The 14298-nt window shown below is 46.8% G+C and carries 9 protein-coding genes; all 9 read right to left on the bottom strand.

Annotated elements, in window-relative coordinates; translation table 11 throughout:
* Positions 1-4 precede the first annotated feature (4 nt).
* Positions 5-2038 (bottom strand): hypothetical protein, encoded by a 2034-nt coding sequence (locus ACETMN_RS16480; RefSeq protein ID WP_411736381.1) that lies wholly within the window; start codon positions 2036-2038, stop codon positions 5-7.
* 38 nt (positions 2039-2076) lie between these two features.
* Positions 2077-2688, bottom strand: a complete 612-nt coding sequence (locus tag ACETMN_RS16475; protein ID WP_235431570.1) for a hypothetical protein — start codon at positions 2686-2688, stop codon at positions 2077-2079.
* 37 nt (positions 2689-2725) lie between these two features.
* Positions 2726-3199, bottom strand: coding sequence for a hypothetical protein (locus tag ACETMN_RS16470; protein WP_047843130.1), 474 nt, complete (start codon positions 3197-3199; stop codon positions 2726-2728).
* A 173-nt stretch (positions 3200-3372) separates the two neighbouring features.
* Complete coding sequence (locus tag ACETMN_RS16465) at positions 3373-4605, bottom strand: hypothetical protein (protein WP_411736380.1); 1233 nt, start codon at positions 4603-4605, stop codon at positions 3373-3375.
* A gap of 99 nt (positions 4606-4704) precedes the next feature.
* A complete protein-coding gene (locus ACETMN_RS16460; protein WP_091020954.1) occupies positions 4705-5544 on the bottom strand; it encodes a hypothetical protein in 840 nt (279 codons plus the stop codon).
* A 14-nt stretch (positions 5545-5558) separates the two neighbouring features.
* Positions 5559-6641: a cell adhesion protein gene (locus ACETMN_RS16455; protein ID WP_411736379.1), complete on the bottom strand. Its 1083-nt coding sequence runs from the start codon at positions 6639-6641 to the stop codon at positions 5559-5561.
* Positions 6642-6651: 10 nt separating this feature from the next.
* Positions 6652-10905 carry a hypothetical protein gene (locus tag ACETMN_RS16450; RefSeq protein WP_411736378.1) on the bottom strand — a complete coding sequence of 1418 codons (4254 nt, stop codon included), beginning with the start codon at positions 10903-10905 and terminating at the stop codon, positions 6652-6654.
* Positions 10906-10931: 26 nt separating this feature from the next.
* Entirely contained in the window at positions 10932-12752 is a 1821-nt protein-coding gene (locus ACETMN_RS16445; RefSeq protein ID WP_091020951.1) for a hypothetical protein, read from the bottom strand.
* A 58-nt stretch (positions 12753-12810) separates the two neighbouring features.
* Positions 12811-14286 carry a hypothetical protein gene (locus ACETMN_RS16440; protein WP_091020950.1) on the bottom strand — a complete coding sequence of 492 codons (1476 nt, stop codon included), beginning with the start codon at positions 14284-14286 and terminating at the stop codon, positions 12811-12813.
* Between the last annotated feature and the right edge of the window lie 12 nt (positions 14287-14298).

Below are 14298 nucleotides of genomic sequence, written 5' to 3'. Positions count from 1 at the left end.
TTTCTTACAGGGCATTGCCTGTTACTCTAATCTTGAAGTTACCTCCACCCACCGCCAAGTCGTTCATTGTCAGACGGACATAGAACTTAAGCGTGTCTCCTGTGTCGTAGGTTTCAGGGTAAAGCAGTTCACTCTCAGGAGCGAATGGCGCATTGCTAATGCTGACCTCAACCTTCTCGTTGATTGGGTGAAGGTCTCCCTGTAACGGCTTAATCTTGACATTCTTTACAGGATATCCAAGCGTATTCTCTACGAACAACTCAAAGATTCCTGACTGCTCCCTAGCATAAAGGACTCCAACATCCAGATACTTGAGCATAACCCCGAAGTCTGTAGTGTAGAAGTTGCTAGAAGCATCCTTAAACATCAGACCGCTATACCCTAATACTCCTGTCGAAGACCAATCTGCCATGTCTCCCGCCGAGTCGATTACCTCAACCCTCACTGTATTAATTTGGTTAGTGATGATTTTCTTCTTGGGTAAGGTGTACGTAACAGCCAAAGGTGAAGGGAACGGGGCAGAGTAACCGGACTCAGGGATAACCTGCTCACCATTTAGCAGAACTCTAAATCTAACCATATCTCCGTCAGCATCCTGCATGAACATGTTAAGCGTGTTTCCTTTCATGGCCACCGTCAACTCAGGTTTTGTGTTCACCTTTGTCACCGTAATTGTGCCTGATACAACTTCAGTATTGGTCTTGTAGTTATCCTTCACTTCAATAGTAATCGTGTTGCTACCGATGTTTAATTGGTCAGCCCTGAACGAGCGCCGAACAGTCAGTGGGGAGTTGTAACCTGATACTGTCCAGTCGTTGACCACTTCACCGTTCAGTAAAACCCTGTACGTCATGAGGTCGGTGGCTTCGTCCGTTACTAAGGCTTCAAAGGTTATGTTGTCAGTATGAGTAGTATCCTTTGAAACACTTGTCACGATAACAGGTTGGTTATTGGTTACGGTCACAGTATAATCTTTGAACTTCACCCCGCCGTAGTTGTCCTTCAGTTCCAACCTCAATAAGTTTGCACCGATGCTCATTAAGCTGATCGGCACTGTTACAGTATTACTAGTCACTGGAAGTGGCAATAAAGTTGCAAATCCTTTAATCTCCGTTCCATTTATCAGGGCACGATACGTTCCTGAAGTGGTACTTCCGTTCAGGTCAGCGGTAAAATCGAACTTTACTGTAAAATCGTCATGTACCGTGGATGGAATGGATACGTTTGATACGTCCAAGGAGGATAAGTATAAGGTCTTGATAACAGACCCGAAGGTGAAGTAATAGGCGATTCCTCTGTTCATTGGGTTAATCTGGATACATCCCGCGTTCGCGCTGATAGCTGTTACGCCGAACTGTGCGAGTGCAGGAGATTTCATTACGCTTCCCACCAAAGCACCAGTGGCTACGTCAAAACAACCAAGGAAACCATCGCTTTCGTTTGAACCCGAACCCCAATAAGCTTTTCCATTTTCTACATAAAGACCGCTCCCTGTATAACTAGAATCTAATGAGTAACCGCTATTTTCGATAGTAGAGAACTGAGTAAGCCCGCCAGTCTTATTTTTTATGTCCCACCTGTAAAGACGGTAATCTCTTCTGCTCCAAAACCAAACGTACTGGTCTCCGTCCCATCCACCACGGCTGTATGCAGTCATGCCGTGGGGTGCGCTGTATGTGACACGGTTTGAAATAGCGTAAGTGGTAAGATTAATAGACCACTGGTAAAGGATTCCGTTCTTGCCCCAACCAATAAGATAGTCCCGACCGTCTTCGACAAAGACAGCGTAGGCATATGGGACGGAACTGTTAATTTCACAGATGTAGGAGGTGCTACTGTCATTAGCGTACCAATTAATGTTAGTAATCTTAGCACCAATTGAACCATCATCGTTTTTATTGTAAACACCTATGCTCTGCAAATACTGCTGAACAACGTAGATGCTGTTATTTCCAACCATAACATCAGATACACTAGCATAAACACTTGCTGTTGAAGCCTGACCTGTGAACACTAGATTTCCTATTTTATATGGCATGGACGTTCCTCCTTATATAGAAAAAGACTGTCTTAGGATCAAGACAGTCCGAAATTAACTTCGCCGCCCACGCCTTTTCTTAGTGGTGCTTTGAGTTCTGTGGCAATTCGGTTGTTCTTCTTGATTAGAAGCACACCGTTAAGCTGTTGATCTGCTACAAGCCAGAAGTTGATATACATCGGCTCACCGAATGGAATTCTGCAAGTAGCTTTAAACTGGAAGGTTACTCCGTCAATCTCAATCAAAGACTTGTATCCAAAGTTAAATTGGGTAATTGTAGTGTCCGCGACAGTTCCGCCCTGACCCACAGCAAAGTTCACAGAAGACTCCGCATCCTTGTAGGTGATGATATCGTGAAACTTTCCAGCGTGACCGGTAAGGTTGTACTCTCTTTCCCCGTCCTTGTAGATAACTTCTATTCCCGAGCCACCGAGGTTGAACACACCGTCATTCTCGAAGAAAAATTTATTACCGTGACCGATAACGCCAAATCGAACCAACCGATCGCGATCAATATCGTAGAAACTGTTCTCTTCCTTGGTTGTAAGGTCGAATTCGGATAGGTAAGTACCATCTATGTACTCACCCACCCACACGAAGTCTTGTCCTACAGGAGAGATCCCGCTGTGTTCATTGAAAATCGAAAGCATGTTATGAATTCCTCCTTCATTGTATTGAAGTCAATGTTTACACGTACTGGTAAGACACACGTGTCAGGAATGTTACTAATCCTGCTGTAGCTGTTGGTGGTACGTTGGCACGAAGAGTTACCTTCGATAAGTTTGCCGTTGTGTTAGCAGTATTAATGTTACCGTCATTTGCCGCCCCTTTGATTGTTTTCGCAGGAGTGTCAGACTTCGTAGCACGAATATCTTTCGTGACTGTGCCGCCGATAGCAGTAAACGTGGATTCGGATAGAGAATCCACTTTAACTTCAATCCAAGTGTTTGTTACAAGTTCACCCGTGTTACCACCCGAACTATCCTTAGTTGTGATTGTGCAGTTCTGCATATCGGATACTGCGGACGAGCCGCCACGGTTATTCCAAATCAGTACCGTAAAGGTAGTGGACAACGAACCTGCGTCAACTGTACCGATATCCCACTGAGTTACTTGCGAAGAGTTATCGGACGTGTACCAAGAAACTATTGGTGCTGGCATTGTATTTCCTCCCTTAATTGCTTAGTTCTCGACTTTGTTCTTGTCAAGCTATAGACAATATAGGTTGGTCAGGTGAGACCTTAACAATTGCCGTGTAAAGTATACTACTATATTAGTCGTTTTATAGTTAGGTTCGGGGCAAATAAAAAGACCCCGATAAAGGGGTCTAGTTACTAGAGAATCTTCTTATACTTGACGTACAGTACATCAGGAATTCCGTCAGTGATCTTCAACGTCTCAGGTGCGAATTTCACACCACGGATTGCTCCATTACTGTCTACAAGGTACTCGAAGTTGATGGTAGGTGTCTGTACTTGACCGTTGATGGACAGAAGGACAGTCTTAGGTTTAGCCAAGCCGTTAAGGAACACGTACTCAGTCTCACCGCCCACCGCTTCAAACACTTCTTCTTCATCTTCAGTTTCAAGTTTCACCAAGCGGTCAGCTTGAGCCTTAAACCCAGCATCAGCGGCAGTCTCAAGGTCAACGATACGACCCTCAGCCGTGCCGAAGTCTCCCGCCTTGAAGTAGCCATTGGCAGAGTCAGAATCACGGTTAGCGATGCCCACAGTCAGCGTCTCAACTTCTACCAAACGCTGTGCAAGGTCAGCCAGTACAGCCTGAACGTTTGCACCATCGTAGTTAGGATCAACGACTACCCCAACAAGGCTCGCACCTTTAGCCGCCGCAGAGGATACCAAGTCGTTACGGATAGCTGTATCAGCTTCAGTACGTGCTTGAATCTCGTTGGCAATTTGCTGTACAATGCTAGTAGCGAGGTTAGCGTTACCGTCATTGTCCAGAGTGCCGCCGCCACCGTAAATGTCCTTCATCAACTGGTTAAGGTTCATGTAGGCTTTAGCATCAACGGCATCTGCTACGAGACCTGCCCCGCCACTAACAATAGCATCAACAGGAATTACAGACAGGTTAGTACGGGTAATGTACTTGTAGTCGATTGTTACCGCATCTACGAATGTGTAAGGGGCTTCTACTCCTGCAACTTCACTGAAGAAGTCAAGGTAGAAATCTCCTGCATCTTCACGTACTTTACCGTAAACTCTATCTCCGTCTTCATCAATAAACGGGAAGTCTTGTGTGCCATTCTTACGTAATTCGATTACGTTGCCGACAACAGTACCCTCAGTGTTGGAGTCAACTGCTACGTTAGTGTTTAGAATGTCGGGCGTGATTGCGATGGAGTTCAGCCCCACACCTACAGCTACATCATTCTTTTGAACGAACACGTCGATTTTGGTATTTTCAAGGGATTCACGGTGTGCGTGGAAATCAATATCCAAATACTGCTCATTGATTTTGTTGGCAACATCGAAGTGGTTATTACGCATCAACTTGTTGTTCAACTGTTCACCACGGAATCTAGCAATACCCCTAGTTCCTGCCATATTTATTCACCTCTCCTTTACGATCTTGCGGCTCTTTACCGCACATACATTATAAGCAAGTAGTCCAATATTTTACTGTGGGTTTGGTAAACTGTGGAACTATCCTAACCGCACTACCAGTTCTATTGTTACACCCTCAATTCCTTCTCCACGTTCGACCACGTTGATACGGAAATGGTCATCCTTGTTGATTCTAGGAACGGATACAGCGTAAGGTCTGTCTGACGTTCTACTGGAACGCTCGTTCCCATCTACCACAAGATTGCTGTGGAAGATTGTCTCCCATGTTGGGTTCAAACTGTCGTAACTTTCCTGAGAACACTTCTCAATTTGGAAGATAGTGTCAGCGTCTCCTTCACGTGATGTGGAAGCGTAAACCTCAGTTATATCTCCCTCATACGGGAAGCGCATGACCAGCTTGGCTACTCCGTCAAACACCCGACTCAGGAAGAATACCATTGTCTTGGATTCTACCCGCCGCTCAATAAAATCGAGACGTTCATCAAGGCTGGAATGAGGCGCGTCAGCGTCCTTGTATTGCCTTGCTTTCCGTACCTCTTCTTCCAGAGTCAAGAACCTGAGTTCATCAATGTTCCCGTTGCCCTGACGGTATTCAGGCTTCCATGTACGGATAAGGATTTCATCGCCCACCTGAAGCTGTACAGGAAGTCCAGCAAGGGGTGTATCTCCTTCATACGTCCCTAAGTCCAACTGGATAGTTGTCGGATCAATCTCTTCGTAGCCGCCGCCTTCCAGCAAGTGTGCTCCGTTAAAGTACACGTCTAACTGCTTCGTGCCCATCCGGTATTCGTGGTCAAGGTAGATGAACAACCCACGCTCTAATGCTAGGTACTGTTCGTCTACGATGATTTCCTGTTCATCCCAATACTGAAACTCACCGCCCCCGTAGCGGCGAAGGGTCATCTTCGTTCCTGCCATTTACGCTCACCTCCTTACGTATGGTTAATGTCCAGAATAAAGTGCAGGGGTTTAATCTGGAAACGGTCTTCCATCCTCTCAACTTTCATCCAGAACTTTCGTTCTCCAAGAGGTGGTAAACTGCCCATATCTATAAGCTTTGAGAACTCCTCTGTCGGCGTGTCTGCCCCATCATCATGGCAAATGTCTGTCCACTCGTACCCGAACGTCTCCATATACTTTAGGATGCCAAGCGATATGGTGTTTGCAGGTTTCTCCTTGGAAGGGTTCTGTAGTAACATCTGAACGAGAATCTGATTTTCATACATCGTGCCAAGATACGTGTCGGTCTCCTTGTTAAGTTCCTTATCATTCCAGATAACCTTTAGTTCAGTGCCAAACAGGTAAATGTCGCCACCGTAGATATCGAATGCGCCGAGACTTGATAGAAGCGTACCTTGCGTATCGTAAACCCTGATAATCCCGTTATAGGGCATCAAGGGCAGTTCAATCTCACAGCCTGTCCAGTTAGGCTCAACCACCGCTGAAGCCACTGAATTGCCGTCAGGGTCACAGAGGTAAACTGAGTACCCCGTAGGTAAGTTGCCTATCGTAATTTTGTCGCTCTTGCAGACAACCATCCTATCGAGGTTCAGAGTGTCGAAGTTAGTTTGTTCCCTATTCTTTAGGATGACACCCATCTTCTCAGCGACCATAGGAGCAGTATCGAATATCTCCCACCCACTACCGCGATGGGCATAGAACGTCCACTTATTTGCTTTCTTTAGTGCCCGCCAACGGCTATACTCCCTAATGGTTGTGTCTTTACTCTCAAGAAACTCCAATCGATGGTATCCGTCCTGCCAGATGATAATACCGCCTTCATCTAACAGTTCTGTCGGCACGTAGTCAGCGGTCACTTCCATTAAAACAGTCTGCTCTTCAGGAACATCGAACATAATAGAAGTGTCGCTTTCAGTGTGCGGCATGATGACCTGACCTAAAGCATTGTCGATTGAAACAGCATCACTAGGTGAAAGGGTATAGCGGGAATGAATACTCCCGCTATCGAACCTGTCATCGAAGATTAAGCCACTCGACTTCTTATAGATTCCCAATTATTATCACCTACCTTGTTTTCTTCCAGTTCCAGATGCTCCAAGAAGCTATCTTACCGATAATGAGCCAGATGCGAGGTTTCTTCGGTTCTTCAGGTGTCTTGAGAATACCGCCCTCAGATTTCTCAATTGTCGTCTCGATTACACGTTTAGGTCGTTCTGCACCTTCCGATTGCTCGATATCGACCTCAAGAACAAGCTTAGGTCTGTCGACTTTCTCCGGTTTTTCAATTCCCACCTCAATCGCCTTAGTATGTCTAGCGGCTTCTTCCGGTTCGCTGATATGCGTCTCGATAGGCTCACGGTGATTCGTCACTTTGGAGTCGTCTTGTATATCAGTCTCAAGTTGCAACCTCTTCCGTACCCCTGACTCCAAATCCTCAATGACTGCAAGGTCTTGATGTGAGATGTGCTCAGCGAGTTCTCCTGCCTGAATAAAGGCACCCGTATCCTTACCGCTTACCGCTCCCTCCAACTCATGGGTGACTGCTTCAGCATTGGTTGTCGTTGTTGCCGTCACCATTTCCGAGATAGTTCCAACTTTACTGCTATCATCAATATTAGCCGATTCACTCTCATGAATAACGCCCATTGTCGAGTCGTCATGGTATTGGGCTGAATCTCCTTGATGAACGACAGCTTCTTCGGAAATAAAGGAAGTTGCTCCTTCTATACCCACCACAAATGCGTCATTAGACTTGCCGCTGGTAGCCCCTTCTAGCTTGGACTCCACTGCTTCATACCCTTTGTCCGTAAACATTGCTGTGTGTTCTTCGTAAAGAACAGTCTCCTTCGCAACATCGCTCTGGCAAGCATCCTCCAACTCCTGAATAGCTGTAGGTGAGTTTCCGTCACTGATTCGAGCGCCTTCGATTTTATAGGTCACTGCATCCCTGTCTGTCCGTTGTTCGCCCAAACTAATGCCGTACCACACACCGTACACACCTGTACCATTAAACGCTGTCTCAGTCTTGTGCTCATAGCTTACATGCTTGCTGTCAGAATGTACGGCGGACTCCAAATCCTGCTTGATACCCTCTACACTTGTTACTTGGTTGGCTGTGTCCGGTCTTTCTAGCTCACCTTCATACCCCATGCCCGCCAAACCTATCTCAAGCTTTGTACCTACACCTTCAGCAGTAGGGTTAGATAACGCTGTCTCAGTCTTGTGTTTATAGCTCACATGCTTGCTGTCAGACTGTATGGCGGTCTCGATGTCCTGCTTGATAGCCTCTACACTTGTTACTTGGTTGGCCGTGTCCGGTCTTTCTAGCTCACCTTCATACCTCATGCCCGCCAAACCTGTCTCAAGCTTTGTACCTGCACCTTCAGCAGTAGGGTTAGATAACGCTGTCTCAGTCTTGTGTTTATAGCTTACATTCTTGCTGTCAGACTGTATGGCGGTCTCGATGTCCTGCTTGATAGCCTCTACACTTGTTACTTGGTTGGCTATGTCCGGTCTTTCTACCTCACCTTCATATCCCATGCCCGCAAAACCTGTCTCAACCTTTGTACCTACACCTTCAGCAGTAGGGTCAGATAACGCCGTCTCAGGTAAGTGAACTACACCGTCCCTTGTAATGTCGGTCTCTGCCGCAGTGAGCCCTGTCTGCTTAACACCTTCACCGAAGGTCTTCTGCTCTGCCTTGTCCAGTCCTTGAATGACTCCGATGTGCTTGTTGGCTTCCGCAATTGCCCTGCTTATTTCAGTAATGTCTGCAGTCTGCTTGAAGTCCGATAAGGAAGCACCTGAAATTCCCTGCGGCATCGTGCCCTCCGGTTCTACTACATACCGTCCGGTCGTCAGAGACTCTGCTTTCAGGTCTGCCCCCTTGTTGTGTTCGGCGTGCACCTCTTCTTGATTGGAAGCAATAACCGTAACCCCTGCCCCCGCCTGTTTCAGCTTCTCAATTACCGTCTGCGTAATGGCAGGGAAATCAGCTTGTGTGAAACTTTGAGTGATGCTATCTTGGATGATGTTCTCCATCCCTGCTTCAATCAAATCGACCGCTTTTGAGCCGTACATAATTTCCATGAGTCGTACCGCCTTCAGTATTTCAGGCGATTCTGCAATCGCTCCCTGAATCTGCTCGAACATATAAAGGGATTCTACCTCTACCTGTGTGCGCTTCGACATGCCAGCTTCCGTCCACTCTTCGACTTCTGCATCCATTTTGTCACTCTTATCGGTAGCTTCTATGAATCTATCAACCAGTGGGTCCCCGCCCACGTAAACTTCTGCGTCACTGATAAGCTGGATAGCCCCGTCACCGCTCACATACGTAACATCCGTAAAATCGTCAATGTCAGCATTGTATTCCTGTACGGAACTTCCTTGGGATACCAGTTTGAGGTAACCTTCGTTGTCTCCGATAGCGCTAGAAGCGTCTGTAAGGCTTCCTGCTTTAGCCGTGTCCGAAGTGTACTCTATAGTTAAAAGAAGGCTCTCAGTGGCATCCTTGACACTATCTGAGCTTGAAAATGAGAAATTGGTGATGTGCTTATCGAAGTAGTATGATTGGTCTAAACTTTCAACGCCCGCCATGTACTCCATCTCAATCTTACCGCTTTCCAGTTCGAGTGACTGCCTGCCCTCTTGCTCTGTGTCAGCCATCACCGTCCGGTCAATCAGGAGCAGTGAGTTAGCCCAACTTTCCGCTCTAGTGAACGTCTCAAGTTCACTGTCCTGCCTTGTATCGTAGGTCAGGAACTCCTGCATATCTGCTGAGACACTTGTGTCCACAGACTGAGTAGATTTGATTCTAGCGTCCTTCACCTGAGAGGTTGCCTTGGATAAGAATTCGAGGCTGTGCCCGTTCTCGTAGGTAACAACGGTGGTCTGCTCGTCCGTCTGTGTATTGACTAAAGTGTCGTACATCAAACTCTCCTGCATTGCGGCATCCTGTACGTTCTCTCCCTGTACCAAGACCCTTTCTACTTGACCATCGTAAACAGGCTGAATCAACTCACCTCTTACGTCATCCTGTTGGCTTGCTTGTATAACTGTATCTGTCTGAATGAACTCCTGAGCATCGGCGTTCTGATACGTATGAACCTCAGTAGAAGGCTGAAGGTCTACGTCCTTATTCGTGTCCACCATCACATACTCACTCAAGATGGTTGGTTCGTTGTAAAGGGTCTCTGCCAGTACGTGTTCATTCATCTCAGCTTCACCGCCGCCGTATGTGTCGGTTACCGTGGTAAGCGTAAGTTCTGCTTCATTCCTCTTTTCAGCGTAAACAGGTGTTCCTGTCTGAGCCTCAAATACTATATCCAAATGTCCGGTCTCTGTCCGAGAAACGAAAGCATCCTCCGTGACTTCCAGCTGTCTTGCTTCCTCCCTGCCCTCAAGAGTACCCTCCTGTCGAGTATCCGTACGTACGTAAACTTCCAGAGAAGATCCCTTTACGGCTATCTCTGCGAGTTCATACCCTTGCTCACTACCCTCACTTACAAGGACTGCATACTCCAATGGATAAGAATCACTGACAGCCCTGTCAAACCCAACCTCACCTATTTCCGTATAGTGTAGTTCCCCTACCACGCTAATGTCAGGGTCATGAGTACCTACGCTGGTTAATGCCATCTCCCCATCTAAGATACTGCGGACGATGTTGGAAAGTACCGCCCGTCCTTCTTCAGCATTCAACCGGACACTGTTCTCTGCGGATTCAATACCGCCCATCTGAGTGTCTTGTGAGATACCGGATACGGTGGATTCGAGCGCATGTATTACACTTTGTTTGTTGGACAGGGAAATGGAAACCCTATTACCTTCTGCAACGGAGACCTTAACGTCATAAAGATCACCGGAAGCCAGTTCTTCAAGGTGTGCAAATTTGTCTATCCGACTGCCTTCACTTAACGCCGCACCTTCAGCTTCAAGTATCTGCTCAAGCCTACTTGCATCCTGCTGTTCATCTGTTGTTCCGTCTGTGACTGTTTCGCCGTTAAAATACTTATGGATGCCTGACAGGTACGATACGATAGAAGCTACTACAGTCTCTACTTCAAAGCCGTCATACTGAGTGATGTACTCAGCACTCCCTAGCCGCCCGAATAATCCGGTAGCCGAGTGAGGGGCTTTGTTTGCGTTCTTCATGGTATCCTCAATCAATGTCTTATAGGTACTGTTAACGGGAGCGGTCAGGTGATATTGATTGTTAGCATTGATAATTTGTTCAAACCCAATTTTCAGTTCATAGCCCCTTTTAGAAAAAAGGGCGGTGAAGCTGATTAGGTAAGATTTCTTACCGTTCATCATTCACCGCCAACCTCCCATATTATAGATTACGAGTTCTTTTTAAGCGTTTCTTTTAGGATGCCTAGGCCAATTGGAGCAAACGGTGACATGTTAGCTAGAGTGAACGGGCTAACAGGTGTGTCTGCCAAAGTGTAGCGGTACAGTTGCTTGTACTCGTAAGTAGCAAGAACTTCCGCTTCAGCCGCAGGTTCTTTACCCTCAAGGAAACTGATTGTCTTCGTCTCGATATCAACCGTGTAGTCCGTGCCGAGCGTTTGGTCTACACAATCCACCTGAACCTCAAGCTTGAACGGCGTACCGTCATCCTTCAGGGATGGCGAGTGAGCCATGTGGAAGACTTTGTTTACTCCGTTGCCCTTGCCCAATTCCTCATGGTCAGAAGTCTCAACTACTTCGAGTTCATCCAACTGAGAAATGTTCTTAGGGTGGACGGCATAACACTCATCCAGCTTGCCTACAAAGCCATCATTCGGGTGAACAATGTACATCGGAGAAATGTGGTACTTGCCACTATATACCGATGGGTTAAATCGGGTTTCGCCCGCATCAATGCTCTTATCGTGCGTAATGAATGCGAGGTAATGCTGTTGGTAGTACGTACCACCAATAGACTGCTGTAACTGTACTCCACGGTTTCCGTTAGAAGTGTTGTTTCCGTAGTCCACGTAAACTGCACCCAACTTCATGTCCTTCTTCCAAACAACTTCATCGGCTTCACGGCAACCGGAGATAATGACGTTGTTCTTGCGAGGGGCTTTACCGAGGGTCGTCAGCCGCCCGATGTACAATGGAGCGAAGTACGTGTTCTCTGCGCCCGGAGTTGGGTCTGGACGGAAGAACATTACAATGCGGTCTTTGGTCACATTCCCCCAAAAGTACATTGTGCTGTCGCGTTGCCATCCTCTATCAAAGTTCTGCAACGGAGTGAAGGACAGAGCCGTTGGCAAGGACGGATAAATGTAGTAAATGGACGAGTACACAGCGTTCATCAGGTCGGTAGGTTTATCAGGGTCAAAGTTCTTAACCATAATATCACCGTAGTTCAGGGTTTGTGTTCCTGTGGCGTTCAGAATTTTCACGTATGATGCGTGAAGTTCTGCCCCTGCGTCCGGCGCTTTTCCAATGAACGTTACAGTATTATTAGTGTAGTCAACTGTGTAATTAGTTGCGGCTTGTTCGACCTGATTTACATAAACCCGAACAGTGTCAGGTTTAATCGTTGCTACAGTAGGGAGTGGGAACAATTTCTTAGTTCCGTCACCATCAGGTAAAATGGATTCAGGGTCTCCGATTACTACAGTACCGCTTACGCCTTGTACAATACGTTCGCCCCGCACGTCATCAAATGTGAAGAAGTACATACGTTTCACTGGTTGTGGTGCAATTGGGGATGGGGAATAGTTGGATGTGATTGCGTCTGTAGGTTCAGGAGCAGAAGTGAACGTAACTACGCCCTTCATTGCATCCAGTACGTAATCCGTGGAAGGCACGGCGTTACCGTTCTTGTAGATAATTGCCGAGTCTGCGATTACAGGGAATACTTGGTACTGGAACTTGGTATTCAAGGTCTCATCTCTAATCAACGCACCAAGAACGGAGTTCTGAGAAATAAACTCTTGCTCACCCAATGCAGGGGTACTCTTCTTACCGTAGCCGTAAACCATGCCGAAGTTACGCATTTGATTATCCGAGCCAAGAGACCTGAACAAGCGGACTTCTGCGAACTTGAGACCGTCTTGCGATACAGAGCGGTACTTAATGAATGTATCCCATCCCTTGGAGTTAAATAGCGCTTCAAGGTCTTTAGGGAATAGCTGAATCGTGGAATCTCCATCAAACCAACTCACAATAGATCACCTCTAGTTTAGAATTGCCCCGCCGATTTTACACGGCAGGGCTTTATTTTTATGGAGTTACAGGCGGTGTTGGGGGAGTAGAAGTAACCTCTACTCCTTCGTCATTGACTGTGTTGAAGTACAATCCGATACCCGCTGGGCGGTACTGTGTGCCTGGCTTGCTGGTCAGTGGTGATACGCCTTCGACCAAGAAGTAACGGAATACATCGAACTCGTCAGGGCAATGCTCCTTCTTTACACGCAACTTGTTAGCGTTAAAGGACAGAGCTGACAATGCGATAGTATCCTTCAGTGCACCCCTCACCCCTTCTTCTGGATGTACTACATACAGCTTGGAGGTGTGAACCTTACCGCTGTATCGGGATGGGTTAAAGGAATACTTGTACAGCGGGTTCTCAGCGTTATTCCAAGCCCTTGGGTAATCTCTCTTACCATCCACTGAAGTACGCATTGGAGGGATGGCATTTGCAGGTGCGTTCCACGACAGGTAGTAAGCCTGATAACGAGCACCTAGTTTACCACGGCTTACCATGATGTTATCCAAACCGTTCGCAGGGAACTTAGGATAAGACTTCATGAGCGGCATGATGTTTGGTTGCTTCTTCGCGGTGTCATCAAAGTCGTATTCGGAGATTGCTGTCAGCCCCGCCGTACCTGTACTGGATACGATAGGCACACTACCCGTGAACATTGCATAAGCATCGTCATCTTCTTCAATGGCATCTAGCTTACCAAAGTAAAGAGGAATGACTGGAACAAGATTCCCTTCCGGTGCGGGTACATTATCACACTGGATGATGAAGAACAGGCTTTCTCCGTTCAAGTGACCTTTAATGGAGATTTCAGAGTCAGCCCACCAGTTCGTATTCTGAATGGCGTAGTTGATAGTGTCATCGTAGTAATTTTCCAGCAGGTTTGTCCGAAGACCAGCTTGCATAATAGGAGACTGCATCCGATTACCTTCGGCTTTAGTTACTGTAAAAGTAGCTAATGCACCTGTGCCCACCCAACCTGAAACTTCAACTTCGATATCTAACGCTGCCCTCTTGAGTTCTGAGGTATTTATCCAAGGCAATGTAATGTCAGGGTTGTTTGTAGTCAGTCCAGCAAGGTTCTCAACCATGTAAAAGTACAAGGTTTGTGGAGAACGGTACTTACGGAACTCGTTTGTCGCCCATTCAGAAAACACTTGGAGTGTCGCAGGAGCCGGTGCTTTAGTATCAGGGGACTTGTTTAACTTTCTCAGCACACCTAGATTTTGATTCCAAGTACCAAGGACAGCCACCCCGAACATTTTACCCTCCGTGTTCTTGTAGATGAAATGCTCTGCTACGTAAATCGGAATGTCAGTAGTATCAAGTCCGGTATAAGTGCTTCGCATTATGCCTGAATCAAATGTCACTTTCTTAAAGTTTGCGACTGTCTCCCACCCTTGAGTAGCAAGCAGGTCGCCCAAACGCGGTTGTATATCCTGCTCCGTTACCTTTGGGATAAAAGATGCAGGCGTTGTGTCGATAAATGGCATTTAAATAACACC

This window comes from Paenibacillus sp. M2, from assembly GCF_046713495.1.
GTDB classification, from domain to species: Bacteria; Bacillota; Bacilli; order Paenibacillales; family Paenibacillaceae; genus Paenibacillus; species Paenibacillus amylolyticus_B.
This window is presented reverse-complemented; position numbering and strand designations above follow the sequence as displayed.

What these genes read in the sequence shown, in the direction of transcription:
- ACETMN_RS16480 (WP_411736381.1), bottom strand. Translation starts at nt 2,038, where the DNA reads ATGCCATATAAAATAGGAAATCTAGTGTTCACAGGTCAGGCTTCAACA.
- ACETMN_RS16450 (WP_411736378.1), bottom strand. Translation starts at nt 10,905, where the DNA reads ATGATGAACGGTAAGAAATCTTACCTAATCAGCTTCACCGCCCTTTTT.
- ACETMN_RS16465 (WP_411736380.1), bottom strand. Translation starts at nt 4,605, where the DNA reads ATGGCAGGAACTAGGGGTATTGCTAGATTCCGTGGTGAACAGTTGAAC.
- ACETMN_RS16470 (WP_047843130.1), bottom strand. Translation starts at nt 3,199, where the DNA reads ATGCCAGCACCAATAGTTTCTTGGTACACGTCCGATAACTCTTCGCAA.
- ACETMN_RS16440 (WP_091020950.1), bottom strand. Translation starts at nt 14,286, where the DNA reads ATGCCATTTATCGACACAACGCCTGCATCTTTTATCCCAAAGGTAACG.
- ACETMN_RS16460 (WP_091020954.1), bottom strand. Translation starts at nt 5,544, where the DNA reads ATGGCAGGAACGAAGATGACCCTTCGCCGCTACGGGGGCGGTGAGTTT.
- ACETMN_RS16475 (WP_235431570.1), bottom strand. Translation starts at nt 2,688, where the DNA reads ATGCTTTCGATTTTCAATGAACACAGCGGGATCTCTCCTGTAGGACAA.